This window comes from Acidipropionibacterium virtanenii, assembly GCF_003325455.1.
Lineage (GTDB): Bacteria > Actinomycetota > Actinomycetes > Propionibacteriales > Propionibacteriaceae > Acidipropionibacterium > Acidipropionibacterium virtanenii.
The window spans coordinates 2,584,266-2,609,671 of sequence record NZ_CP025198.1; the positions used below are offsets into that span (position 1 = coordinate 2,584,266).

At 68.9% G+C, this 25,406-nt stretch carries 23 protein-coding genes and 1 pseudogene; 8 read left to right on the forward strand and 16 right to left on the reverse strand.

Annotated elements, in window-relative coordinates:
* Positions 1-20: 20 nt before the first annotated feature.
* Both JS278_RS12010 and JS278_RS12015 read right to left on the reverse strand, forming a co-directional pair.
* A complete protein-coding gene (locus JS278_RS12010; RefSeq protein ID WP_114045393.1) occupies positions 21-1,682 on the reverse strand; it encodes an MFS transporter in 1,662 nt (553 codons plus the stop codon).
* 173 nt (positions 1,683-1,855) lie between these two features.
* Positions 1,856-2,926, reverse strand: a complete 1,071-nt coding sequence (locus JS278_RS12015) for a LacI family DNA-binding transcriptional regulator (RefSeq protein WP_114045394.1) — start codon at positions 2,924-2,926, stop codon at positions 1,856-1,858.
* A gap of 160 nt (positions 2,927-3,086) precedes the next feature.
* Between JS278_RS12015 and JS278_RS16800 the strand changes: the two genes are divergently transcribed.
* Positions 3,087-3,200: a hypothetical protein gene (locus JS278_RS16800; RefSeq protein ID WP_425451509.1), complete on the forward strand. Its 114-nt coding sequence runs from the start codon at positions 3,087-3,089 to the stop codon at positions 3,198-3,200.
* Positions 3,201-3,318: 118 nt separating this feature from the next.
* Positions 3,319-3,546 carry a hypothetical protein gene (locus JS278_RS12020; protein WP_114045395.1) on the forward strand — a complete coding sequence of 76 codons (228 nt, stop codon included), beginning with the start codon at positions 3,319-3,321 and terminating at the stop codon, positions 3,544-3,546.
* A gap of 181 nt (positions 3,547-3,727) precedes the next feature.
* On the opposite strand, the gene iolD is transcribed toward JS278_RS12020, so the two are convergent.
* The 4 genes and pseudogenes from iolD to iolC form a co-directional block, all read right to left on the reverse strand.
* Positions 3,728-5,632 (reverse strand): 3D-(3,5/4)-trihydroxycyclohexane-1,2-dione acylhydrolase (decyclizing), encoded by a 1,905-nt coding sequence (iolD, locus tag JS278_RS12025; RefSeq protein WP_114045396.1) that lies wholly within the window; start codon positions 5,630-5,632, stop codon positions 3,728-3,730.
* Between the two features lie 3 nt (positions 5,633-5,635).
* The gene (gene iolB, locus JS278_RS12030; protein WP_114045397.1) at positions 5,636-6,511 is read right to left on the reverse strand and encodes a 5-deoxy-glucuronate isomerase; all 876 of its coding nucleotides are present in this window, start codon (positions 6,509-6,511) and stop codon (positions 5,636-5,638) included.
* A 6-nt stretch (positions 6,512-6,517) separates the two neighbouring features.
* Positions 6,518-7,398 (reverse strand): annotated as a pseudogene (locus JS278_RS12035) (Cgl0159 family (beta/alpha)8-fold protein).
* Entirely contained in the window at positions 7,395-8,381 is a 987-nt protein-coding gene (gene iolC, locus JS278_RS12040; protein ID WP_114045398.1) for a 5-dehydro-2-deoxygluconokinase, read from the reverse strand. The pseudogene JS278_RS12035 and the gene iolC overlap by 4 nt, the downstream one beginning before the upstream one ends.
* Before the next feature lie 245 nt (positions 8,382-8,626).
* Here iolC and JS278_RS12045 point away from each other — a divergent pair, with 245 nt between their 5' ends.
* On the forward strand, positions 8,627-9,703 hold the full coding sequence (locus JS278_RS12045) for a transaldolase family protein (RefSeq protein ID WP_114045399.1): 1,077 nt from the start codon (positions 8,627-8,629) through the stop codon (positions 9,701-9,703).
* Positions 9,704-9,791: 88 nt separating this feature from the next.
* Here JS278_RS12045 and trxA read toward each other — a convergent pair whose 3' ends face one another.
* From trxA to JS278_RS12065, 4 genes are all read right to left on the reverse strand, one after another.
* Positions 9,792-10,145 (reverse strand): thioredoxin, encoded by a 354-nt coding sequence (gene trxA, locus JS278_RS12050; protein ID WP_114045400.1) that lies wholly within the window; start codon positions 10,143-10,145, stop codon positions 9,792-9,794.
* 66 nt (positions 10,146-10,211) lie between these two features.
* Positions 10,212-11,054, reverse strand: coding sequence for a class I SAM-dependent methyltransferase (locus JS278_RS12055; RefSeq protein WP_181833712.1), 843 nt, complete (start codon positions 11,052-11,054; stop codon positions 10,212-10,214).
* Position 11,055: 1 nt separating this feature from the next.
* The gene (locus JS278_RS12060; protein ID WP_245935315.1) at positions 11,056-11,733 is read right to left on the reverse strand and encodes a metal-dependent transcriptional regulator; all 678 of its coding nucleotides are present in this window, start codon (positions 11,731-11,733) and stop codon (positions 11,056-11,058) included.
* A 134-nt stretch (positions 11,734-11,867) separates the two neighbouring features.
* Positions 11,868-12,995: an N-acetylglucosamine-6-phosphate deacetylase gene (locus JS278_RS12065; RefSeq protein WP_114045403.1), complete on the reverse strand. Its 1,128-nt coding sequence runs from the start codon at positions 12,993-12,995 to the stop codon at positions 11,868-11,870.
* 122 nt (positions 12,996-13,117) lie between these two features.
* Between JS278_RS12065 and serC the strand changes: the two genes are divergently transcribed.
* Entirely contained in the window at positions 13,118-14,242 is a 1,125-nt protein-coding gene (gene serC, locus JS278_RS12070; RefSeq protein WP_114045404.1) for a phosphoserine transaminase, read from the forward strand.
* A gap of 7 nt (positions 14,243-14,249) precedes the next feature.
* Here the strand turns inward: serC and JS278_RS12075 are convergent, their stop codons facing one another.
* Positions 14,250-15,239, reverse strand: coding sequence for a hypothetical protein (locus JS278_RS12075; RefSeq protein ID WP_114045405.1), 990 nt, complete (start codon positions 15,237-15,239; stop codon positions 14,250-14,252).
* Positions 15,240-15,442: 203 nt separating this feature from the next.
* Here JS278_RS12075 and JS278_RS12080 point away from each other — a divergent pair, with 203 nt between their 5' ends.
* Positions 15,443-16,111, forward strand: a complete 669-nt coding sequence (locus JS278_RS12080; protein ID WP_114045406.1) for a DUF7691 family protein — start codon at positions 15,443-15,445, stop codon at positions 16,109-16,111.
* Position 16,112: 1 nt separating this feature from the next.
* Here the strand turns inward: JS278_RS12080 and JS278_RS12085 are convergent, their stop codons facing one another.
* On the reverse strand, positions 16,113-17,510 hold the full coding sequence (locus tag JS278_RS12085; RefSeq protein ID WP_114046306.1) for an NCS2 family permease: 1,398 nt from the start codon (positions 17,508-17,510) through the stop codon (positions 16,113-16,115).
* A gap of 215 nt (positions 17,511-17,725) precedes the next feature.
* Between JS278_RS12085 and JS278_RS12090 the strand changes: the two genes are divergently transcribed.
* On the forward strand, positions 17,726-18,013 hold the full coding sequence (locus tag JS278_RS12090) for a DUF2530 domain-containing protein (protein ID WP_114045407.1): 288 nt from the start codon (positions 17,726-17,728) through the stop codon (positions 18,011-18,013).
* A gap of 9 nt (positions 18,014-18,022) precedes the next feature.
* Here JS278_RS12090 and JS278_RS12095 read toward each other — a convergent pair whose 3' ends face one another.
* The 4 genes from JS278_RS12095 to nagB form a co-directional block, all read right to left on the reverse strand.
* Positions 18,023-19,876 carry a vWA domain-containing protein gene (locus tag JS278_RS12095; protein WP_114045408.1) on the reverse strand — a complete coding sequence of 618 codons (1,854 nt, stop codon included), beginning with the start codon at positions 19,874-19,876 and terminating at the stop codon, positions 18,023-18,025.
* 140 nt (positions 19,877-20,016) lie between these two features.
* Positions 20,017-20,847, reverse strand: coding sequence for a DUF3027 domain-containing protein (locus tag JS278_RS12100; RefSeq protein ID WP_245935105.1), 831 nt, complete (start codon positions 20,845-20,847; stop codon positions 20,017-20,019).
* Complete coding sequence (locus JS278_RS12105; protein ID WP_114045409.1) at positions 20,847-21,230, reverse strand: cold-shock protein; 384 nt, start codon at positions 21,228-21,230, stop codon at positions 20,847-20,849. The genes JS278_RS12100 and JS278_RS12105 overlap by 1 nt, the downstream gene beginning before the upstream one ends.
* A 189-nt stretch (positions 21,231-21,419) precedes the next feature.
* Positions 21,420-22,205 (reverse strand): glucosamine-6-phosphate deaminase, encoded by a 786-nt coding sequence (gene nagB / locus JS278_RS12110; protein WP_114045410.1) that lies wholly within the window; start codon positions 22,203-22,205, stop codon positions 21,420-21,422.
* Positions 22,206-22,407: 202 nt separating this feature from the next.
* Here nagB and JS278_RS12115 point away from each other — a divergent pair, with 202 nt between their 5' ends.
* Positions 22,408-23,235: a hypothetical protein gene (locus tag JS278_RS12115; RefSeq protein ID WP_147243201.1), complete on the forward strand. Its 828-nt coding sequence runs from the start codon at positions 22,408-22,410 to the stop codon at positions 23,233-23,235.
* On the forward strand, positions 23,235-25,382 hold the full coding sequence (locus JS278_RS12120) for a helicase-associated domain-containing protein (protein WP_114045412.1): 2,148 nt from the start codon (positions 23,235-23,237) through the stop codon (positions 25,380-25,382). Before JS278_RS12115 ends, JS278_RS12120 begins: the two co-directional genes overlap by 1 nt.
* Positions 25,383-25,406: the final 24 nt, after the last annotated feature.

A 25,406-nucleotide genomic window follows, 5' to 3' on the forward strand; every position in this document is an offset into this window, starting at 1 on the left:
CGGATCAGATCATCGTCAGATCACTTGCTGTAGATGTGCTCCATGTAGCCCTCGATCTCCTCCAGGGAGCGCCCCGAGGTCTCGGGCATCACCTTGAACAGGATCGCTGCCACCACCAGGTTGATGATCCCGTAGATGGTGTAGGTGAGACCGCCGCCGAGGCCGGCCATCATCGAGGGGAAGGTGAAGGTGATGATGGCGTTGGAGACCCACAGGAAGAAGATCGCCGTACCGTTCATGATTCCGCGGTACTTGGAGGGGAACATCTCGCCGAGCATCGTCCACACCACGGTGCCGTTCGAGGACTGCACGATGAGCATGAACAGCGCCATCATGCCCAGCACCAGGAAGGGCGCCCAGGTCGGCGGTGTGGTGCCGTCGGCGATATGGGGCGCGATGGTGAACTGGAAGGTGGCTGCGATGCCCAGCAGGGTGATGCCCACCCCGATGACGTCGGCGATGAGCAGCGTGCGGCGGCGGAACTTGAGGATGAGCCACAGGCCCAGCGCCGATCCGATGACCGACATGACGCCGTTGGCCACCTGGGCGGTGATCGAGGCCGTGGTCGTCATCCCGGCGTACTCCAGGACTTTCGGCGCGTAGTACATGATGGTGTTGACGCCGGTGAGCTGGTTGGAGACCGCCAGGAAGATGCCGACGATGAGCAGTTTGCGCAGCCACGGGGTCTGCATCACCATCTTCATCGAGCCGCGCTGTGCGGCCTCCTCACGCTCATGGCGGAAGAGGACGAACATCTCCGTCACCTCGGCCTCCAGGGGGCCGTCCTTGCGCTCGTTGCGGACCCGCTTGAGGGAGCCGATCGCCTCGCGGACCCGGCCCTTGGCCAGGTACCAGCGGGCCGACTCCGGCATCATCCGGATGCCGATCCACAGCGCGATCGCGGGGATGGAGCACAGCACGAGCATCCAGCGCCAGGCCTCGCCGTTGCCGGAGTTGATGACGAGGTTGTTGATGAAGGCGTGGAACTGTTCATCGTTGAGGGGGCCGCCCTTGCTGACCTGCAGGGCCAGGATGTTGTCCCAGGACTGCTCACCGAGCTTGACGCCGTGGGTGGCGGCGTTGTGGTTGGCCTCGATGGTGATCCGGGGCCCGCCGTGGGCGGCGTTGATGATCGCGTTCATGGTGAAGGCGAGCAGCTGGCCGGTGACGATCATGAGCTGGTCGATCGCCACGATCGATCCCCGGATCCGCTTGGGCGCGGTCTCGGCCAGATAGACCGGGACGGTGGCGGAGGCGGCGCCGACCGCGAAGCCGAGGATCACCCGGAACGGGTACATCACGAAGACGCTCGGTGCGAAGGTGGTGCCCAGGGCTCCGATCAGGAAGACCACCGCGAGGATGGTGATGTTGTGACGCCGGCCCCACCGGTCGGACATGATGCCGCCGAACAGCGCGCCGAGGGCCGCACCGATGAGCAGGGTGCCGCCGATCAGCCCCTCCTCCACCGGGTTGAGGGCCAGGCCGCCGGCCTTGTCCGGCATGTACATGTAGGGCAGGGCGCCCGAGATGACGCCGGTGTCGTAGCCGAAGAGCAGCGAACCGAGCGTGGCCACCGCTGCGACGGCGGCCACGCCGCGGTGCTTCCCGGACGGTGGTGTCGATTCGATGAGGTCGTTGATGTCGGGAGTCTGCGTCCCGTCTGCCGGGAGCGTCTGATCCATTGTCATGGGTGTCTCACTTGTCGTCGGTGGCGCCCCTGTGCGCCAGCATGAAAAATACTGACATGGCAACGTCTGGAAGTCGCGTTAGTCAGGACATGCAAGAACGTTTCGGCATCGGACACCCGCCCGGCGCTCTGTCATACCGGCCGCGGATCGAAACGTTGCAGCATCGGCTAGCCGGTCGTGGGAGGAACGCGGACCGGCGAGAGGGCGAAGGATCTCGGAGCAGCGGTCGTAGTCCGGATGACGATCGACGGTTCGATGATGTCGACCTTCTCGGCCCCCGGCCGCATCGGGACACCATCGGCTATCCGCAGGGAGAGCTGCTTGGCCGCCCGATCGGCCAGGGCGTCCATGTCCTGTCCGACGGTGGTGAGCGCGGTCGTCGGATCGGCGGCTGTGGGGGCGTCGTCGAATCCCACCACGCTCACCTGCTCGGGGACTCTCACCCCGAGCAGGCGCAGCTCGCGCACCAGCCCGGCCGCGCACAGGTCATTGAAGCATGTGACGCCGGTGGGCAGGGACTCCCCGGCCAGCAGGGCGCGAGCCGCACCGATGCCCGCGTCCAGGGTCACTCCCCCATGAATCACCCTCACCCGCCCGGCCAGACCGTGACGGGCCATCGCCGCCGCGTAGCCGCTGGTCCTCATATCGGTCATGGGGACCCCGCCGCCGTCCACGTGGACGATGTCGCCGTGGCCGAGCCCTACGAGGAACTCGACGGCCATCTCACTGCCGCGATGGGAGTCGCAGGCCACGGTGTCGACTCCCCCGATGTGGACCTCGCGCCCCAGGCTCATCGTCGGCATCCGGCGCGCCACCTGGGCGATCTCGGAGTCGGTGAGATCAGCACCCGTGGTCACCAGCGCCTGGCAGCCGTTGCGGCGCAGCTCGGCGACGCAGGCCTGCTCGTCGTGATGCGGGGTCGCGGCCGCCACGATCACCTCGATCCCCTGCTTCCGCATGGCCACGTAGGCGCAGTCCAGGAGCCTGGCCTGGAAGGGCTGCTCGGCGTCGTAGACGATGCCCACCACCCGCGGATTGAACTGCCGGAGCCCCGAGGCCCGGCGGTCGGGACGCCAGCCGAGACGGTCCGCAGCGTCGATGACGTGACGCCGGGTCGTCTCGGAGATCCTCCCCTGACCGGAGATGGCGATGGAGACGGTGGACGTCGAGGTGCCCGCCAGCCTCGCCACATCGCGGATCGTCACCTTCTTCGGCGGGCGCGCCATCGCATTCCCCATGGCCCGCTGCTACTGGGCCGCCACGACTCCATCCGCTCCTGGTGAAACGACTGCTCCACCGTACCGGGAATACTCTCCGCCCCGTCCGGAATCGATCCGGACCGCACTCAGACGGACCTCGGGAAACCCCTTGTGAACGAGATTCTGTGAGATCTGCCACATTCTCTCCGACAGCCCGCCGTGCATGATCCGACGCCGCGCCCCTCCGCCCCGGTGCACGACTGTTCAGGGCCGGTCGTCGCGTTACTTGATCGACACATCCGTACCCCTATAGTTCTTCATGTCAGGTCAAATGATCTGACCGTCCCCGGGACACCGGGGAGCGCACGAAGCCGTGCTGGGCACGGCCCCTCGGTCGCGCCTGGCACCCGTTCATGGAAGCAGGCACGCACATGACCGCAATTACTCTTGACAGGTCCTTCACCAACGAGCTGACCCGCAACAAGGGGTTCAACTACTCCGCCGCCAGCGTCATCGCGCTCGGCATCTCCCTGGTGCTGGCCATCGCCGGCATCGTCGTCAGCTCGGACGTGACCGTCATCGCCGGTGGCCTCCTGGCGGTCGCCGCCGCCCTCACTCTGGCCTGGAGGATCGGCTTCGCCGACCCTCTCGAGGCCTGAGGCCCGGCAAGGTCGCAACGGCAGAGGCTCAACGGAGCGTCTCACAGCCTGCGGCTCGCCCCATGAGGACGAGCCGAGACATCATCCGCTGAATCAGCCGCCCGGCCCCAGAGGCCGGACCAACTGAACAACATCTGAATATGACGAGGGCCCGTCCGTACGGACGGGCCCTCGTGCCGGCTCAGAAGAACCGGCGCTGCCTCTTCACATCCTCGGCGTACTGGGCGTACGCCTCCTGGGTGGACTCCAGGCGGGACTCGGAGGTCACCGGCACGTCCCACCAGCCGGTGGCCGGCGGGTTGGGGCCGTACAGGTCGGTCTCGATGTGGATCATCGTCGCACGATCGGAGGCGTGCGCCTTCTGGTAGGCAGCTCTGAACTCCTCGATGCCGTGCACCTCGAGGACGTCCAGCCCCCAGGACCGGGCGTTGGCGGCGATGTCGACCGGCAGCCGCAGCGAGGCGTCGTCCCCGCGCACATGGCCCTGACCGTCGTCGTCGCGGCGGTACTTGGTGCCGAACCGCTGGGAGCCGTGGGACTCCGAGAGGGCACCGATCGACGAGTAACCGTAGTTCTGGAGGAGCACGAAGATGACCTTCCGGCCCTCCTGGACGATGGTGGCCAGCTCCATCGGCAGCATCTGGTAGGTGCCGTCGCCGACGATCGCCACGACCTCGGAGTCGGGACGGGCCATCTTGACGCCCAGCGAGGCCGGGATCTCATAGCCCATGCAGGAGAAGGCGTACTCGACGTGGTACTGCACCGGGGTCTTCGCGCGCCACAGGCACTGCAGGTCGCCCGGCATGGACCCGGCGGCGTTGATCATGACGTCCTCGTCGCCCATCATCTCGTTGAGGGCGCCGAAGACCTCGGTCTGGGCCGGCAGCGGCCCGTGCCCCAGGTGGTAGCAGGTGTCGGTGGCCTTGGCCCAGGCATCCGCCTCGGCGCGCACCTTGGCGGTCCAGGTCTCCTCGACGTGGTAGCCCTCCAGCGCTGCGGCCAGCGCCGTCAGCGCCTCGCGGGCGTCGGCCAGGACCATCTCGGCGCCCTGCTTGACGGCGTCGAAGGCGGCTACGTTGATGTTGACGAAGCGGACGTCGGGGTTGCCGAAGACCGTCTGGGATCCGGTGGTGAAGTCCGAGTAGCGGGTGCCGATGCCGATGACCAGATCGGCCTCGGCGGCCAGCGCGTTCGCCGAGCCGGAGCCGGTGGCGCCCAGTCCGCCGACGGCGGCCGGGTGGTCCCAGTTGATGGCCCCCTTGCCGGCCTGGGTGTCGGAGACGGGGATCCCGGTCCTAGTGGCCAGCTCCCGCAGTTCCTGGGAGGCAGCCGAATAGATGGTGCCGCCGCCGGAGACGATGAGCGGCTTCTTGGCGGCCTTGATGGCCTTCACCGCGCGGGCCAGCGCCGACGGCGCCGGGACCTGGCGGTCCAGGTGCCAGACCTTCTTGGCGAAGAAGGAGGCCGGCCAGTCGTAGGCCTCGGCCTGGACGTCCTCGGGCAGACAGACCACCGCGGCACCGGTCTCGATGGGATCGGTGAGCACCCGCATGGCGCCCGGCAGGGAGACCATCAGCTGCTCGGGGCGGTTGACGCGGTCCCAGAACTTCGAGACCGGCTTGAAGGCGTCGTTGCAGCTGAGGTCCGCGTCGGAGGCGTCCTCCAACTGCTGGAGCACCGGGTTGGGAGCCCGGTTGGCGAAGATGTCGGAGGGGAACAGCAGCACAGGGATTCGGTTGGTGGTGGCCAGCGCGGCCCCGGTGACCATGTTGAGCGAGCCCGGCCCGATGGAGGCGGTGACGGCCAGCGTCTGGAGGCGGTCCTTGGTGCGGGCGTAGGCGGTGGCGGCATGGACGATGCCCTGCTCGTTGCGGCCGTGCCAGTACTCGAGGCGGTCCTCTCCCTCGGCCGGATTCACCTCGTTCTGCAGCAGGGCCTGGCCCAGGCCGGCGACGTTGCCGTGGCCGAAGATGCCGAACATGCCCGGGATGAACCGCTGCTCGACGCCGTCGCGCTCGGTGTACTGCTGGGTGAGGTAGCGGACGACCGCCTGCCCGACGCTCAGCCTGATGGTGGTTTCAGCCATGTCTCAGGCCTCCTTCTTCTTGTCAACCTGGTAAGGAAGACGAGGATCCATCTTCCCGTCCGCGAATGTGTCGCGGAGCCAGCCGTAGTGCGGGTCGTCGACGGACTTCCACTCCGCCCCCCCGGGCCCGGCCATCACATTGAGGTAGTAGAGGTCGTATCCGGGAGCGGCCGCGCAGGGGCCGTGCCAGCCATGGGGCACCAGGGCGACGTCGCCGGTGCCGATCTTGGCGGCCACGCTGATCGGGCGCTCGTCGGTGCCATAGGTGGCGTGCAGCGCCATGCCCGGGCCGTACTCGTTGCCCTTGATCTGGAAGTAGTAGATCTCCTCCAGCTCATGCTCGTCCGGCCCCTCCTCGTCGTGCTTGTGCGGCGGGTAGGAGGACCAGCAGCCACCCGGGGTGATGACCTCGACGACCAGCAGGCGCGAGGTGTGCAGCGCGTTGCCGACCGAGTAGTTCGACGCCTGACGGCACAGGTAGTCGGCGCCGCGCAGCTCGACCTTGACCTCGTCGACCGGGCAGTAGCGGGGCTCCAGGTCCTCGGCGGCCAGCGCGTAGGGCAGCGCGACCCGCCCGCCGCCGACGGCGGTGACGGTGGCGGTGACCCCGCGCGGCAGGAAGTAGTAGTCGGTGACCTCTCCCCAGATGGTGTCGCGGCCCGCCAGCTGCATGGTTCTCCCGGCCACCTCGACGGTGTAGGAGCCCTCCAGGGGGAGTACCAGGTACTCGTACTCGCCGGTCTCCACGGTGGTGGAGGCCCCGGCGTCCAGGCTGGCGACCCTGATGCCCGAGTAGGTCCAGTCGGCCTTCTGCGGGGAGACGTCGACCTCGAACTCGTCGTGTCCTGCGGTCCCGGCAGGCAGAACGTAGTCAGTCATGAGTGATCAGACCTCCAATAGTGTGACAGCGTTGTCGACGGCGGCGGCCACGTCGCCGTCGGGGGATAGAGCATCGAGCGCCCGAGCACCAGCCCCTGCACCGTCGACGGTGCCAGCGCCTGGGCCCACATGCGCCGGGTGGCCTCGGCATCGGCCGAGACCTCTCCACCCAGCAGCAGAATGGGCATCGACGACGCCCGTGCGACGTCCTCCATCCCCTCCACCGCCGGGAGCTTGAGCCAGGTCCATGCGGAATCGGCGCCGAGGCCCGCGGTCATCGCGACCGACTTGACGACGGCCTCCGTCGACAGATCGTTGACGACCCTACCGGAGGCGTCCCGGCGCGAGATGAAGGGCTCCACCATGGCGATCTTCTGCGCCCTGGCGAGCTCGTCGACGGTGGCCGCGCAGGTGGCCACCGTCTCGGCGGTGTCGCGGTCCTCGAAGTCGTAGCGCATCAGCATCTTGCCGCCGGCCAGATCCTGGGAGACGACCCCCTCGACGTCGTAGCCGGTCATCCGGTCGTCGATCTCGAAGGAGGCCCCGGCGAATCCGCCGCGGTTCATCGACCCGAAGACGACCTTGCCGTCCAGCGCACCGAGGTTGGCGAGATCCTGCACCATGTCGCTGGTGCCGAGGAATCCGTTGACGCCGGGGCGCGACAGTGCGGTGACGCAGCGCTCCAGGAGGGCCTCGCGGTCGGCCATCGCGAATCGGTCGCTGCCGGCCCGCAGCGCCCCGCGGGCCGGATGGTCGGCTGCGATCACCATCAGGGGTTCGCCGCCCCTCCAGTCGGACCGCGCCCGTTCGGCGACCCGGGCGGAGAATTCTGTGGGGTCGGCGACCCGTCGCTCGACCAGCTTGTCGATCAGTGGTGTTGCGCTCATCGGTGCGACTCCTTCGCGTGAATTTCAGAGTGCCTGCTCATCATGGTGAGCAGCTCCGGCTCGCTCGGCATGGCCGTGGAGCACTCCAGCCGGGTCGCCACCAGGGCGCCGGCCGTGGAGGCGGCGCGGATCGTGTCGGTCAACGACCATCCCTCCAGCAGGCCGTGGCACAGGCTGCCGCCGAAGGCGTCGCCGGCGCCCAGGCCGTTGGTCACCTCTATCGGGGTGGGCGGCACCTCGACCCGCTCGTCCTTGGTCATGGCGAGGGTGCCCTTGGGGCCCTGCTTCACCACGGCGATCTCGACGCCGGCCTCCAGGAGCGCCTCGGCGGCCTTCTGAGGCTCGGTCTCCCCGACCGCCACCTCGCACTCCTCGCGGTTGCCCACCGCGACCGTGACCTGGGGCAGGATCGCGGCCACGGCCTCGTGGGCCTCCTCCTTGCTCGACCAGAAGGAGTCCCGGTAGTCGAGATCGAGGACGGTGTGGGCCTTGCGGCCGCGCACGTCCAGGGCCTTGTGATGGGCGGCCCGGCTGGGCTCCTGGCACAGCCCCGTGACGGTCAACCACAGGATCTTGGTGTCCTTGACGGCCTGCTCGGGGATGTCATCGGGGGTGATCTGGAGGTCCGGGGCCGTCGGGTACCGGTAGAAGTACAGGGGGAAGTCGTCCGGCGGGTAGATCTCGCAGAAGGTGACGGGGGTCGGGATCTGCGCGACCGTGCCGACGTACTGGGAGTACACCCCCAGCCGGCCCATCTCCTGACAGCAGAAGGTGCCGAAGGGGTCATCACCCACGGCGGTGACCACGGCCGAGGCGTGGCGCAGGCGAGCGGCGGCCACCGCGACATTGGTGGCGCTGCCACCGAGGAACTTCCCGAAGGAGGTGACGTCCTCGAGTCCGACTCCGGTCTGGAGCGGGTAGATATCGACCCCGATGCGTCCCATCGTCAGGACGTCGACCGGTCTGGGTCCAAAGGCAACCATGAAGATCTCCGCTTCGTTGGGGTGGTTACGCAGACTTAACGCTAGCAGCGTCTGTCACTTTGTCAATACAAATATCATCAATCGGCGCACTTCGTCAGCACTCGCGCGCGAGACCGTCGGGACGACCGCAGGAGACCGCAGCCATGGCCACGATTTGACAGGACAATTGAGATGGGGTCTAATGGTCCTCAGGTCGGCGCCATCTGCGAGCCGGCGACAGGTACCCCAGCACAGGAGCTGAATCCATGACCGAATACACTCCCGGACCGCTTCTCGAGGTCTCCCGGAACACCCCCACGGCGCTGTGGAACGACTCGGCGGATCTCGACGAACTCTCCCAGTCCATCTCCTTCGGGGGTGTCGGCGCGACCTGCAACCCGCAGATCGCCTACGGCACCATCAAGAAGCACCTCGACATCTGGGCCCCCCGGATCAAGAAGATCCATGAGGACAACCCCACCTGGAGCGAGTCCGAGGTCGGCTGGCAGGCCGTCAAGGACATGTCCGTCGAGGCCGCCAAGCTCCTGGAGCCCATCTTCAACGAGCAGCACGGGCACAACGGCCGGCTGTCGGTCCAGACCGATCCCCGCCTGCACAACGACGCCAAGGCCCTGGCCGACCAGGCCGAGGAGTTCAGCAGAATCGCCCCGAACATCATCGTGAAGGTGCCCTGCACCTCGGTGGGCGTCCAGGCCATCGAGGACGCCACCTACCGCGGCGTCTCGATGAACGTGACGGTGTCCTTCTCCGTGCCCCAGGCGGTCCGCTCGGCCGAGGCCATCCAGCGCGGTCTGGACCGTCGCGTCGCCGAGGGCAAGCCGGTCGACGAGATGGGCCCGGTCGTCACCATCATGGGCGGCCGTCTTGACGACTGGCTCAAGATCGTCGCCGAGCGCGATCGCGAACTCATCGATCCCGGCGTCCTGGAGTGGGGCGGCGTCGCCTGCATCAAGCACGCCTACCAGATCTTCCAGGAGCGCGGATTCCAGGCCCGCGTGCTGGTGGCCGCCTACCGCAACACCCTGCAGTACTCCGAGCTGACCGGTGGCGACCTCGTCCTCTCCCCGCCCTTCAAGTGGGCCAAGCGCGTCAACGACTCCGGCTACACCCCGGACTTCGACGCCATCAACAAGCCCGTCCCGGCCGACCGCATGGAGGCGCTGCAGAAGCTGCCCGAGTTCCGGCGCGCCTACGATCCCGACGGCATGACGGTCGAGGAGTTCGACACCTTCGGCCCGACCGTGCGCACCCTGCGCGGATTCCTCCAGGCCGACTGCGACCTCGAGACCCTGGTCAAGGACATCGTGATGCCCGAGCCGTGATCGGCTTGATCTGCGGACACAGCAGCGCCCCGCCACCTCTTCAGTGGCGGGGCGCTGCTGACGTTCGAGGAGGGGTCGTCCCCTCCGCTCAGGACGCAGCCTGCTTCTTCAGTTCCTCCGGGTCGAGCTCCTTGACCTTGCCGATCAGTTCATCGAGCTGGGCTCCCGGCAGCAGGCCGGCCTGACGGAACACCAGGTATCCCGAGCGGAACGCCATGATGGTCGGAATCGAGGTGATGTCAAGAGCGGCCGACAGATCCTGCTGATCCTCGGTGTCGACCTTCGCAAAAGTCACATCCTCGTGCCTGCTGCTGGCCTCGTCGTAGATCGGCGCGAACCGCATGCACGGGTTGCACCATCCGGCCCAGAAGTCGATGAGCACGACGTCGTTGGCGTCAACGGTCGAGGAGAAGTTCTCCGTGGTGAGGGCGACGGTCGCCATGAAATGCCTCCGTGAAGTCTTCGCTGTCACTCGCCCAACACGGGGCCGCAGATCGTTATTCCCGGATCAGGCGATACCGGAGGCCGGTCCGGCCTCCTTCTGCGCCACCACTCGTCGCATCGGCACGGCGATGTCGACCGGCCCCCGGCCGGCCGCCCGCCGGACCAGCCAGTTACGCGCCGACCGGCGTCTGGCCCGGGTGGATCCGGGCAGGTACATCGCGCCGATCAGCAGATCGGCGTCGGAGATACCGGAGACCGAGTAGGTGTAGCAGGAGCGGGCGTCCTCCACCTTGTGCAGGCCGCACTCGGCGAGCAGGTCGTTCATTCTCAGCTCGAGGGCACCCGGGAAACTGGGCGTCGAACCCACCCTGGCCGTCAGCTCCAGGACGGTCCGCAGCATCGACACCGGGACCGGACGCACCGTGGGAGCCATGCAGGCGAAGACCCCGCCGGGTCTCAGCACCCGCGAGGCCTCGGCCACCAGTACTCGCGGGTCCGGGGTGGTGACCATACCCATCGAGGTGACCACGGCGTCCACCGAGGAGTCGGCGAGCGGCAACGCGTCCTCGCTGCCGTGGACCCACTCGATCTGTCCGCCGCCGTGCTCGGCCAGCCCGAGTTCGGAGTCATTGCGCTCCACCCCGATGACCAGCCGCTGCCCGTTGGCGATCTCCCGGCTCAGCGCGCCCGCCCCGCAGCAGACGTCGACCACCACGCCGGCCGTCCGGGAGACGCTGCGCGCCAGCCAGGCGTACGGGTTGCGCTGACCGGCCCGGCATCGTCCGATGACCTCCTGGATGACACCGGGCCTCTCCTCGTGGAAGCGGGCCAGGTAGTCGGGCCAGGGATCCTCGCGAGCTCCGAGACCGATCCGCCGGGCCGCCTCTCGTGCGGAGGAGAGATCCATCTCAGCCCTCATCCTCCGGGGATACGAAGATCCCGTCGGCGTCGTGATCGGACAGTTCGACCGTGCCGACAGTCCCGGTGACGGTGACCATCGAGCCCTCGCGCCGAGCGGTGACGACCGAACCGACGGCGATCCCGGCGCCCTGGGTGCTCTCGAGATTCGGCTCGGTGGCCTGGAAATGTTCGGTGAGGCGAACGATCCGCACCGTGCGCTCCGGACCGTCCTCCTCCCCCAGGAACTCGCCCAGGGGTGTCGAGTCGGTCCTGAAATTGGCGGCGGAGTTCACCGCGGTGAAAGCCCCCAGCCCGGGAATGGCGTTCCCGTAGGGCGACGTCTCCGGATCGTCCAGGATGTCGATGAGCCGGTTCTCCACCTCGTCGGAGATCACATGCTCCCAGCGACAGGCCTCGTCATGGACCAGCGATCGATCCAGGCCGATCACCTCGGTGAGCAGGCATTCGGCCAGCCGGTGCTTGCGCATCACGTTCACGGCCATCTCGTGGCCCTCGGGGGTGAAGTCGATGCTGCGGTCGGGGTTGACGACCAGCAGGCCGTCGCGCTCCATCCGGGCCACCGTCTGCGACACCGTGGGCCCCGACTGGTGGAGGCGCTCGACGATTCTGGCCCGGCGAAGGTCGATGCCCTCCTCCAGCAACTCGTAGAGAGTCCTCAGGTACATCTCCGTGGTGTCGATGAGTTCGCCGCTCACAATCCCTCCAATTCATCCCCGTCGCCCAGGGAGTACCGATCATCCCACGTCCCTGCGACATGAGCCCGGCCTGCGCGCCCGGGTTCGCCCAGCGCCGCAAGGGTTCAGCGCGGAACCTCCCGGCCGGCGCGCAGGACCCGCTCCAGATGCCCCGAGCCGGTGGTGAGGCACAGATCGGCCCGGGCGCCGGGTTCGATCCGGCCCGCGTCCAGGCCGTGCCAGCTGGCCGGGGTGGCCGACGCCATGGTCGCCGCCTCGGCCAGCGGAATGCCCACCCTGGTGACGAGGAACTCCACGGCACGCCCAAGAGTCAGGGTGGAGCCGGCGATGGCCCCCAGGGATCCGTCGTCGTTGAGAAGACGGGCGCCGCCGTTGATGACCCGGACCCGAAGACTGCCGAGCATGTAATCGCCGTCGGGCTGGCCGGTGGCGCTCATGGCGTCGGTGACCAGTCCGACGCGATCGGTCCCCGCGGCCTGCACCACCATCCGGATGACGTCGGGAGCCACATGCACCCCGTCGCAGATCAGCTCGCACATCACCCTGGGATCGGTGAGCATCCACGGCACCGGGCCCGGCTTGCGGTGGTGGATCGGCGCCATGGCGTTGAACAGGTGGGTGACGATGTCGACCCCCGCGTCCACGGCGTCCCTGGCGGTCGCGGCGTCGGCGTCGGAATGCCCGAAGGCGGCGTGCACCCCCGCGGCGGCGACGGTCCCGGTGGCCTCGATGCCGTAGCGCAGCTCGGGGGCCAGGGTGATCATCCGCAGCGCCGGACCACCGGCGTCGATCAGTCGCGAGACCCGCGCGGGGGCGGGCTCGCGAAGCAGATTCAGATCGTGGGCGCCCTTGCGCGAGGCGGCCAGGAAGGGGCCCTCCAGGTGGATGCCGTCGAGCTCGCCCTCGTCCACCAGCCCGCGCAGCCGGCCGATCTGATCCACCAGATCGTCCATCTCCTCGGCGACCGTGCTGGCGAACAGAGTCGTGCTGCCCTGGCTGCGGTGGTACTCGATGGCGCGAACCACCGCGTCATGATCGGTGTCGACGAAGCTCACACCGGCGGCCCCGTGGCAGTGGGTGTCGACGTAGCCGGGCAGCACCCACTCGTCGACGAGATGCTCGGGATCGGCGACCCCGCGGGCCACCTCGCTGATCCGTTCGCCGTCGACCGTGATGGTGGCCGGCTCGACGGAACCGTCGGGATTGAGGACATGGCGGGAAGAAATGATCATGCTGACCTCCGGTGGTGCTCGCGCCGCAATTCTTCCACAGGCGCACCCCCGGTTCATGGGGAGATCGGAAGTCATCTGCTGGACAGGCCGACAAGACCCGGCGCACCTGAGAGAATCCAGCCATGTCTGAGCTGATCATCCCGGCCGACCTTCTTCCCGCCGACGCCCGATTCGGATCGGGGCCCTCGCGCATCCGCCGCGAGGTGCTGGAGAGTCTGGCAGGGCCCGACTCGGTGATGGGGACCTCCCACCGCGAGCCCCCCGTCAAGCACCTGGTGTCCTCGATCCGGTCCGGGCTCGCCGAGCTGTACCACCTCCCCGCCGGCTACGAGGTGGCCCTGGGAAACGGCGGCGCCACCCTCTTCTGGGCGATGGCGGCCGCCTGCCTGGTACGCCACCGCAGCGCCAACGGCGTCTACGGCGAGTTCTCCCGCAAATTCGCCAGAACCCTCCAGGCGGCCCCCTACCTGGCCGATCCGGCGATCTTCGAGGCCACCCCCGGCTCCCTGGCGCTGCCCACCGCGGTGCGCGGCGTCGGCACCTACGCCTGGGCCCAGAACGAGACCTCCACCGGTGTCATCGCCCCGGTCGCTCGCCCCGTCGACATCGACGAGGACTCCCTGGTCCTCATCGACGCCACCTCCGCGGCGGGCGGCGTCAACGCCGATATGGCCGAGGTCGATGCGTACTACTTCTCGCCGCAGAAGAATTTCGCCTCGGACGGCGGGCTGTGGGTGGCCTTCCTGTCCCCGGCGGCGCTGGCACGGTCCGCCGATCTCACCTCGTCGGCACGATGGGTGCCCGACATCCTCAATCTCTCGATGGCGGTGGACAACTCCCAGGCCGACCAGACCGTCAACACCCCGGCGCTGGCCACTCTCACCATGCTCGAGGCCCAGGTGCGCTGGCTGCTCGATCGCGGCGGCATGAACTGGGCGGCGCACCGCACGGCGACCTCCTCGGGGATCCTCTACCGGTGGGCCGAGGACCACCCCCTGGCCGCCCCCTTCGTGCGCGATCCCGGACTGCGCAGCCCGGTCGTCGTCACCATCGACCTGGACCGCAGCATCGATGCCGAGGAACTGTGCCGGATCGCCAGGGCCAACGGCATCGTCGACATCGATCCGTACCGCAAGCTGGGCCGCAACCAGATCCGGGTGGGCACCTTCTCGGCGGTGGATCCCGCCGACGTGGAGGCTCTGACGGCCTGCCTGGACTGGCTCCTGGAGAGGATCCGGCGCCGCTGAGACGCTCTCAGCGGCGCCGGCCGGCCCGGTGGACGACGACGCCGGCCACCAGGGCCATCACGACGGCTCCGGCCAGCGCGAGAGCGGTGCCCCATCGCTCAACGGAGAAGTCCTGGTCGGTCGAGGAGGCGGAACCGGTGGTGGCTGACGGCGCGGAGGCCGAGGACGCCGAGGCCTTCGGCGTGGCCGAGGGACTCTGCCCGGTCGGCACGTCGACGCCGGTCAGCTTCGCCGTCTTCTGGCCGGCCAGCAGTCCCTTGCCGTCGAGATCGACGCTCAGCGAGTCGCCCCCGGATGAGGCGAGCGGGGCCGACGCCTTGGTGGTCCACTTGTAGGCGTCGAGCACCAGGACCTGGGAGGCGGTGCGCACTGCCACCGTCTTCCCGCCGGGCAGGAAGACGGCATCGGTGATTCCGGCCGGCGCGTCGGCCACCTTCGTCATCCGGTTCTGTCCGGAGCGGCTGAGCGAGGTCGGAGCCCGGTAGACGGCCGAGGAGGGGCCCTTGGTGATGATGTAGATATTCCCCTTGGGGCTCACGGCCATGGCATCGGCGTCATGGGCACCGTCCGGATAGCCGAGATCCCATGCCTTCCACGACGCCGAGTCCCCGTCGGTGGTCAGTGGGCTGAGCACCTGGATGGAGTCCCGGCTGCTGTCGGGATCGCCGATATCGCCGACGTAGAGCGAACCCGCGGCCCAGGAGAGAGCCTGGACGTGCTGCACCTGCGCCTGCCAGGAGACCTTGGCGGTGCGGTTCCCGGACTGGTCGACCGCGATGAGGGAGCTGGTCGAGGCGGGCCGGCCGTCGGTCACCCAGTACCGGTCGTTCCCGGTGTCCGCGGCCGTCCCCACCGGCGTCGACATCCCCGGAACCGAGATCGTGACGTCCTTGGGAGCGGCGGCGGCCGGGGCGACGGTCAGGCCGAAGGCGCAGACGGCGCAGATGGCCGAGACCGCTGCACCGCGCAACCTGTGCCGGAGCCGGAGCGTCGTCATGGGGCGATCGTGGGACGGGGACGTCATGGTCTCCAATCGTGCCATGTCCACTCGTCAGCGACCGATCAGGGCACCCACGACCACCAGCAGCACGATGAGAATCAGGGCTGCGGTGACGACATGCTGACGGGAACGGGGATTCACGGAGCCCCACGATAGCCCGCACCGCATGCGGCACCCGGGTGTGCCAGTAGGCTGGCGGCATGGGTGAGTTCCGACTTCACGCCATCTCGATCGACGAAGTTCGAGACATCTTCGGGGCCGATGATGCGCTGGCAGACAGGCTGCGCGAGTGCGCGCGGGCGAAGTTCAGCGTGCCCGCTCCCCGGCGGCGAGGGCTGTGGTCGCGTCTGGTACCCCTCACCCGCACCGACCCCGACGCCCCCGTCCTGCCTCCGGGATTCCCGACCCCCGGCGACGTCGAGGATCTGCTGGCCGGCCGGTATGCGCCCCCCGAGCGGCTGTCGCGGTGCTGGCGGGTGCTCGATCTGTGGTTGTGCGAACTGTCCTGGGGCACCACGAGTCTGAGTCTGGGCCCCGACGAGATCGACGATCTCGAGTTCGTTCTGGCGCGTGCCGGGCTGCCGTCCGAGCTGTCGTTGCGCAGGCTCCTGTCGGGTGACCCGCAGATCCCGCTCCGGCCGGCCCCCGACATGCGCACCGGCTACGCCAGATCAGCGCATGTGGCCGCCACCCATGAGGCGCTGTCCGCGGTGGCCGCCCGGGTCGACGAGCAGCACACCGCAATGGTGGAGCAACTCGTCGACTTCCTGGCGCAGTTCTGCGAGTGGAGCGCGGAGGCGCCGGGGGCCGGTCGCCCGGCCCCCGACCTGCTGGTCGTCTGGCACGCGAATCCCACGACCTTGGCCTGAGTCAGAGCAACCCCAGCAGGAGGCCCTGAGCGAAGTAGATGACGAACAGGGCCGAGACCACCCACAGGATCGGGTGGACGAGCCGCGCCTTGCCGACCGCCAGCTTCGTGATGCAGTACACGATGAAGCCCGCGCCGATGCCCACGGTGATGGAGTAGGCGAAAGGCATGAACACGATCGCGAGGAAGGCCGGCACCCCCTCGGCGATGTCGTTCCAGTCGATCTCCCTCACCTGGGCCATCATGAGGAATCCGACGAAGACGAGCACCGGGGCGGCGGCCTCCGAGGGGATCATCGTGATGATCGGGGAGATGAACATGGCCACCAGGAAGGCCACGCCGGTGGTGACCGAGGCCAGGCCGGTCCGGGCGCCCTCGCCGACGCCGGCCGTCGACTCCACGAACCCGGTGGCCGAGGAGGCCGAACCCAGGCCACCGGCCACGGCCGCCAGGGAGTCCACCATGAGGATCTCCTTGAGGTGGGGCGGATTCCCCTGGGCGTCATTGAGGCCGGCCTGGGAGCCGATCGCCACCACGGTGCCCATGGTGTCGAAGAAGTCGGCGAGCATCAGGGAGAAGACGATCAGCAGGACGCTGAGGAAGGTGGCCAGGTTGAAGTGGCCGTCCTTGAGGAAACCGCCGACCAGATCCACCTTCCCGATCAGCGACAGGTCGGGCCAGGTGAAGCTCGAGGCGGACGGCAGGCGGGGCACGTTGAGGGCCCAGCCGGTCGGGTTGTCGTCGCCGACATGGGGGCCGATCTTGGCGACGGCCTCGATGATCACCGCGAGCACCGAGACCGCCGCGATGGCGATGAGCATGCTGCCGCGCACCTTGCGCATGTACAGGATGGCGACCAGCAGGAAGCCGAGCACGCACACGGCGATGGGCCAGCCCTCCAGGGAGCCCGCGATGCCCAGCTGGACCGGTGTTCCGGAGCCGGCCCGGATGACGCCGGAATCAACGAGCCCGACGAAGGCCACGAACATGCCGATGCCGACGCCGATCGCGGCTCGCAGGGAGCGAGGCACCGCCCGGAAGATCATCTCGCGGACGCCGGTGACGACGAAGAGGAAGATGAGGACGCCCTCCCAGACGACCAGTCCCATGGCCTGGGGCCAGGTCATGGTGGGCGCGACCGAGTAGGCCAGCAGGGAGTTGATGCCCAGACCCGCGGCGATACCGAGGGGGAACCGGCCCCACACACCCATCAGGATCGTCATGATCCCTGCGATCAGGGCGGTGGCGGCCAGGACCATCATCTTGTTCTGATCGATCGCGGTCTCGTTGAGGGTCTTGCCGGCGGCGTCCAGAAACTTGGGTGCGCCGTTGAGAAGCTTGCCGTTCTTGTCGGCGGCCGTACCGATGATCAGCGGGTTGAGAGCGAGAATGTAGGCCATCGTGAAGAAGGTGACCAGACCGCCGCGAACCTCACGACCGCGGGTGGATCCCCGCTGCGTGATCTCGAACCAACGGTCGATCCTGCTACCGGAATCAGGAGCTGTGGAGGTGGTTGACACGGGCAGCATCCTACGGACCATCGGCGATCGATCGTGTTACGAGTGGGGGGTGGACGTCGTCCGGGCAGCTGGGTGCGAGGCCCTACCATGGCCGGATGGACTCCAACGACGACCAGGACGATGCGACGGGACCCGCGCAGGAGCGTTCGCACGGTCTGGTCCAGGCGACCGTCCCGCCGCTGGATGAGGACGGCCTGACCGGCGCGATCATCGGCACCGCGGCCTTCCTGGTGGCCTTCGTGGCCTGCTGGATCAAGCTCGACGCGCTGCGCGCCGCGGGCTACGGGGACTGGTTGTGGATCTGCCTGACGGGAGCGGTGCTCGGCATCGTCGGCGTCCTGTACATCCGCAGACGCCGTCGCAAGCTGGGGGCGGAGAGCTGATCAGCACCGTCAGCAGCCGTGCTTGAACGGTATGTCGCTGAAACTCACGTAGATGCCGTTGACGCTGGACGTATCGGCTCCTGTGCCGGAGTCGGAGTAGCTGAACTCCAGGATCCTGCCTCCGTAGGTGTACACGAGCGTCTTGATCGGTGACATGTCGCCCTGATGGGTGCTCGAACGCAGCTTGCCCGCGTACAACCTCTGCACCTCTGAGACGCTCATCCCGACATGCGCCCCTGCCGTGGTCTTCATCGCCGTGTCACGGACCCACAAGCCGGTCAGCCGAGAGCCTCTGAAATCACCGGCGACGCTCCCATCCAGCCTGGTCACCGTGATGTAGTTCGCATCGCACTGCCCGTCAGTGGCCGTGGCCAGCCCGCGCTGCTCGAGGTCTGAGCCGTCCGCCCCGAGTCTGAGGTCGCCGATGCCGTTCATGGTGATGGGAGCCTGTTTGATGATCGCCGGCCCCCATGCGAGGTCGCACATTCCGGGCATGTGGGCCCTCAGCTCGGCAAGGGGGGCATCGGCGGAGATCCGGCTGCATCCAGCAGTACTGGTGATCCGGGAGGCCAGTGTCCATGACGGCCCAGTCTTCTGGAGGATCAGCCAGCCAGCGTTCTTCATCGGTCCGAACGTCCCTGCGGTGATGGCCCACGTGCCATCGGCCACACAATCGACCTTGCCAATTCTGGTGCTTTCCGGCTCTCCTGCCGCCTTCCGCACCTGATCGGCCGAGGGCGGGCAGGTGCCGGTGAGGCAGGTACACAGCACGACCGTGATGATCCTCCCGTCCTTGATCTGCACCTTCCACCCCAGGCCGAGTCTCTCGTCGGCAGGGTAGATCCGGGTCTCCACGCCACTGGTGGTCGACGTGGAGACAGCCGTCCCCAGCACCGACAGGGCCGAGGCGGCATCCCCCACCGCCAGGCCGTCGATCGTCGATCCGGCATCACCCAGCTCGATCGACAACAGCACCCCCTTGGCACTGAAGACCCAGGTGCAGCCGCCCCACACCACCCTGACCTGGGTGCCGGAGGAGACCGCGGGGAAGTCCGGGTGGGCCTTGCGGATGTCGTCCGCCAGCTGCCCCGGGGTGATCGACCGCACCCCCGAGGGCGACAGTGTCCTCGCCGCCGCGGCCGGATCGCGCAGGGCTTCCAGACGCCTGGCCAGCTGGTTGGAGTTGCTGGCGGTGACGAAGTAGCCCTTTCCCTTGGTGGCGACGCAGGTCAGCTGGTCGGAGGAGGTCTTGAGGCCGATGGCGGAGATGGTGAGCCCGACGTCACTCCCGACCAGGGATGCCGCCGTGTCGCAGGGGTCCGGTGGTGCGCAGGTGTCCTCGCCGTCGGTGATGAGCACGACATTGAGGGGCCGGCCCTTAGCCTGTGCGGCGGCTGTCTGCAGGGCCTTGCCGATCGGCGTCCAGCCGACCGGTTTCAGAGCCTTCGCGGCCGCAGTGACGCCGGCCATGTCCGCGCCCAGCGGCACCGCCGTCGTCACATCCGTGCAGCCCGCGGACTTCGGAGCCTCCTCCAGAGTCTTGTCGCCGTAGGTCACCAGACCGACCCGGGATCCCTTCGGCAGGGAGCCGACGAACGTCGAGGCCGCCGCCTGGGCGGCCGTCATCCTGGTCCCCGTCCCGACGTCCGTCTTCCGCATCGAACCCGAGGCATCCATGATGAGCACGTAGTTGCCGGGCTTCTGCGGCGTCGGGCTCGCTGCCGCGACCGGGGCGGATGCCCGCCCCGGCCCCGACGTCTGCGCGGAACCGCTGGCCGGGGCCGCCGACGTCCCGCCGAAGGAGGAGCATCCTGCCAGCAGAACCGACGCGGCGACGACGGCGGCCAACCATGTACGTCTCATGGCAGCAACGTAGGGAGATGCGAAGCCTTTCGACAGCGGAATCACATAACACCGTGTCCCCTGTTCGGGGCGCGACGCCGTTCTCTCACGGGCAGCCCGACACCGCGAGGATGACTCCGGGCGGAACCGGACCTGTCAGGTCAGTCGAACAGCGACGAGTCCACCGAGATCGTGTCGTAGACCGGCTCGGGAAGCTCGATGCCGCGATTCTTCTCCGCGACGTCGGAATGCCCGCCGCAGCCGTGCTCGATCTCGACGATCTTGCCGTCGAAGGGCGAGTACTCATTGGTGCAGGCTCCGAAGAGCCGCCCCAGGCCGCCCGACAGCCGGACGAAGTAACCGCAGGTCTGGCACTGCCCCGGGGCGTGCTTGGTGAAGGAGTCGCCAGGGCCCGACGATCCCTCGAGCCACCGCTCCGCGGCCTGATCGCGCCCCTCCCGCGACAGCACACGCTCACGGCCCAGACCCAGTTCGGAGGCCACCGCGCGGGCGGCCGACCACTCGGCGGGGTCCTCGTCGGCCGCCAGCTCACCGCCGGAGTAACCCGGCTCCAGCCGGGGATCGTTGTCCGGGGTCGGCAGCAGGGCGCCGGGGGTGATGTCGCCGCCCTCCAGGCGCTCGCTCCACGGCACCCAGGCGGGGGCCAGCATGGCGTCGTCACCGGGAACCAGCACGACCTCGTCGACGCTGACCGTGCGGCCGCGCAGGGCGCGCGCCATCGTCACGGCCCATCTCCAGCCCCGGTATCCGGGGTGAGGGCAGTCGAAGAGGTGGGTCAGCACCCGATCACCCTCCGGCACCGCGCCGAGGTACTCGCCCACACCGAAGTCACCGGCCTGGAACTCGGCCGCCGCCCGGGCCTGATCCACCGCTTTCGCGATGGTGGGATCCGGCTTCGGCCTGGCGGGAGCGCGCCGGCGTACCGGCGCGCTCGCCTTTTCGGTGGTCTTCTCGGCAAACAGATCAGGCATCACAACTCCAGCTCGTCGGCGACAGCCCTCAACATCTTGGCGACCTTCGAGGAGGTCCGAGGATCGGGGTGGTGACCGTGACGGTACCCGTTCCCCATCCGGTCGAGCATCTTGATGAGGTCCTCGCAGATGACAGCCATCTGATCGGGCTTCTTCCGCGACGCCTTGGACAGGGGGGGAGGAGCCTCGAGCAGCCGCAGCGACAGCGCCTGTTCGCCACGACGTCCCTCCACCACACCGAACTCGACCTTCTGGCCGGGTTTCAGGGCGGCGGTGCCGCTCGGCAGCGCGGAGGCGTTGACGTAGACATCTCCCCCGCCGTCCTTGGTCAGGAAACCGAACCCCTTGGCGGCGTCGTAGAAACGCACCTTCCCGGTTGGCATCGCTGGCTCACTCCTCTTCCTGTGCAATCGCACGTCTCGGCTGAGACGAATCACCGTCGTCGAGGCCGAGGGCCTCGACGACGGCGCGATCGAAGTCTGTCTGTAGATCAGAGCAAGCCTAACCGGCCCGGTGACACAACTCCACCGCGACCTTTCACCCGATCCGACAGGCCCCGATCCGCCCAGGTGTCAGAACTCCAGGTACTCCTCCGGCTTGTTGTCCCAGATGTATCGGTAGTAGTCGGCCAGCCGCAGCCTGGACGCCGCCGCCTCGTCGAGGATCACGACGGCATGGGGATGGTGCTGGAGGACCGAAGCCGGGCACATCGAGCTGACCGGCCCCTCCACGGCCGCGGCTACGGCCTCGGCCTTCTTCTCGCCGTTGGCCAACAGCAGGACGTGGCGCGCATCCATGATCGTGCCGAGTCCCTGGGTGACGCAGTGGGTGGGGACCCGCTCGCCCTCGGCGAAGTATCTCTTGTTGTCCTGGCGGGTGCGGGGCGCCAGGGTCTTGAGCCGGGTCCGCGAGGCGAAGGAGGAGGTGGGCTCATTGAACCCGATGTGGCCGTTGCCGCCGATTCCGAGAATCTGGACGTCGACGCCGCCGGCCTCGCGGATCGCGTCCTCGTAGGCCTGGCAGCCGGCCACCAGGTTCTCGGCCATTCCGTCGGGGACGTGTACCGAGGCGGGATCCAGACCGAGCGGTTCGGTCACTGTGCGCCGGATCGTGTCGGCATAGCTCCGCTCATCGTCGACGGGCATCCCGACATATTCGTCAAGAGCGAAGGCGGTGACCCGGGAGGTGTCCAGATCACCTGCGTCGACAAGCTCGGCCAGGGCGCGGTAGGTCGGCAGCGGGGTACTTCCGGTCGCTACTCCGAGCACCGGTTCGTCGGTCCTCGACAGGACTGCGGCAATCCGGCGCGCAGCCCTGCGACCGGCCTCGCCGGCGTCCTGGCAGATGATGACCTCCATGGGAGCCCCCTTGTGGTGACGTTGTGATCATCGAGGCTAGTCACCGACCCCGCCAGCCGATACATCCGGTGAGCGAAGCGACCATCCTCGCTGCGCGGAACGCCCAGTCTGGTGAGCGTTTGGCACCTTCCGTGACGGCCGTCGGGGCCTTGATCGACGCCTCCCGGCATCTCCTGCGCAGCCGATCCCTAGTATTGAGGCCATGTCTGGTGCGTCGAGCAGGGAGTTGTCCGGCCCCGGTGCCGCGCTTGTCGACGTCGTCGGGGCCGCCGAGCCGCCCGTCGCCTTCGCGATGCCACGGGTCGCTCCACTGGAACCCGCGCCACCGGTCGACGATCCCGCAGCCGGTCGTCCTCTCGATCCGCCGTCCTCCTATCAGACGCCGCCGGCCCAGACGCCGTTGGCGGATCTGGTGCCCCGCGCCGGCTCCCGGCGCGACCCACGCCAGGCCTTCGCCACCGCGGATCCCGCGAGCGCATGGGGCCGATCAGAAGGAGCCGCCGACCCGCACCGGCCGATTATCACCTCTGGTCACGGAGCCGGCGGCCGTCCCGCAGCAGGCCCCGCAGACGCCTGCTCCTGGGCTCCTCCCGACGATCTCACCCCCGTTCCGGCAGTCCGCACGATGCCCATGATGTCCCTGGGCGCCGCCCACGAGTCGGGGCTCTTCGGCCAGCTTCCGGCCCAGCCCGGAGACCGATCGCTGGGAGCGCTGTGCCGGGGCTCGGGCTGGGGCCTCGTGACCTCCCTGGTCCTCGGCTGCGTGAGCACCTGGCTGTCATTCCCGGCGCTGCTGGTCGCCTGGTACTTCGCCTGGCGGCATCCGCTGTCGCAGCGGGCTCTGATGCGCGCGTTCATCCCGGCGACCGTCGCCGTGGTGCTCCTGGCCGCCGTCGGAAGCCCCACCCGAAGCGCCTGGAACCAACTCGGGTGGGCCTCCTGGATCGCCGACATCTGTCTGCTGGCGATCACCCTGCTCATCACCGACCGGCGTCTCACGCCGCGCCCGACCCGGGAGAGTCCTCGCTGATGACGTCGACCACGACTCTTGCATCGGTCATCCGATCGATGGACACCGATCAGATGACCCGGCTCCTCGACCTGCGCCCGGATCTGGCGAACCCGGCTCCCAGATCGCTGGCCGAACTCGCCGAGCGCGCCTCCACCCAGGCCTCGGCGCGGGCCGCCCTGGACAGGCTGAACGCCTGGCAGTACCAGGTCGTGGTGGCGATCGCCGCTCTGGGCGACGTCACCACCGACGATCTGGCCGACGGCCTGCTGCGTCCCGGGGACTCCACGGCACCGTCCCGGGCAGACCTCGACGCGGCCCTCGACCACCTCCTCGACCTGGCGCTGGTGCTGGAGGACGAGGACCGCGTCCACCTGGTCGGGGCCGCCGCCAGCATCCTGGGGCCGGCTCCGGCGGGCCTGGCCCCGGCGTCGACCGCCCCCCTGTCCGAGGACGAGATCCGACGTCATCTGGCCGAGGCGGGCCCGAAGGCCGGCACCGTCCTCCAGCGCCTGCTGTGGTCCCCCACCGGGCATCTTCCCCATGCCCGCAGGGCGGTCGCCGCGGCCACCGCGGAGTCTCCCGTCGATCTGGCTCTGGCCCACCGCCTGCTCCATCCGGTCGACGACGAGACCGTCGTCCTGCCCCGCGAGGTGGCTCTGGTGCTGCGTCACGGCGCGCTGTTCCGCGAGCCCGCCCGGCCACAGGCGCCGGACTGGCCGGGGCCCGTCGCCCCCGCGAGGTCGGACTCGGCCGCCCTGGGCACCGCTCTGGAGGCCGTCAGCGCGATGTCGGCGCTTCTGGAGGCGGTCGAGACGATCGTCCCCGCCCGGCTCGCCTCCGGGGGGATGGCCAAACGCGACGCCACCCGGGCCCTGTCCAGGGTGGCCAGGGGAGACACAGGCTGGCTGTACCTGGCGCTGGCCGTGGCGGCCGGGCTCATCGCCGCGGACGGTCGTGGCTGGCTGCCGACCACCACGGCCGACCACTGGCGCGAGAGCTCCCTGTGGGACCAGTGGAGATCCCTGCGCACGGCCTGGACCCTGCTGCCGCAGACCCCCGGGGCGGTGACCAACAGTCTCGACGCCCCCGCCCCGGCCACCGCCAGGGCATGGCGTCAGCAGGTGCTGGCCGAACTGGCGACCGCCGCCCCGGGAACCCCGGTCACAGTCGACACGGTGATCGCCAGGCTGGCGTGGCGTCATCCCACCTGGCCTGTCGAGGAGGCGCGCGCCGAGCTGACCGCCGTGGTGGACGAGTGCGCGATGGTCGGGCTCACCGCGCTGGGCGCGCGCAGCAGCCTGGTCGAGGCCGAGGACGATCCGGGGATGCCCGAGCGCCAGGAATCGGTGATCCTCCAGTCGGATCTCACCGCGGTGGCGCCCGGGCCGCTCACTCCCCCGGTCGCCGCCGAGCTGGCGCTGCTCGCCGAGCGCGAGTCCACCGGGGTGGCCGGCGTGCGTCGATTCACCGCCGCCAGCCTGCGACGCGGCCTGGACGCCGGCTGGACGGGCGACCGGGTGCGCGCCTGGTGGGCCGAGCACTCGATCTCGGGGGTGCCGCAGGGGCTGGAGGTGCTGCTGGCCGACGTCGTGCGCGATCACGGCCGGGTGTCGGTGGCGACCGCGGCCAGCGTCCTCGAGGTGGACGACCCCAGCCTGGTCGAGACCCTGCTGCGCAGCCCCGGGGCCGCCGATCTCGGACTGCGCAGGATCTCCCCGTCGGTGCTCATCTGCCAGGCCGAACCGGACACCGTCCTGACGATCCTGCACAGGCTGGGGCTCAGCCCGGTGGCCCGCGACTCCCACGGCGATGTCTTCAACACCCCCGCCCCACCCCGGACGCGGGCCTCCGAGCCGATGCCGGAGGTGAGCGGCCCGGATGCGAAGACGGTGGCCGAATCGCTCTCGGCCCAGCCCGGATTCACCGACTCCCGCCGGGTGCTGGCGCTGCTCCACCGCGCCCAGGCGGCCGGCGACTGGGTGGAGGTCACCTGGGTGCGCGACGACGGCACGAGCGTCACCGAGACCGTCCGGGTGATGGCGCTGGCCAAGGGCGCGATGAGATGCGTACGGCGAGGAGGGGGCGGCGTCGTCCTCATCCCGGTGCCCCGGGTGCGCTCGGCCCGCGAGGTCGGTTCCCCCGGCTCCCAGGAACCGGCCTCCTGATCCGGCGTTGCGGTCAGGTGGATA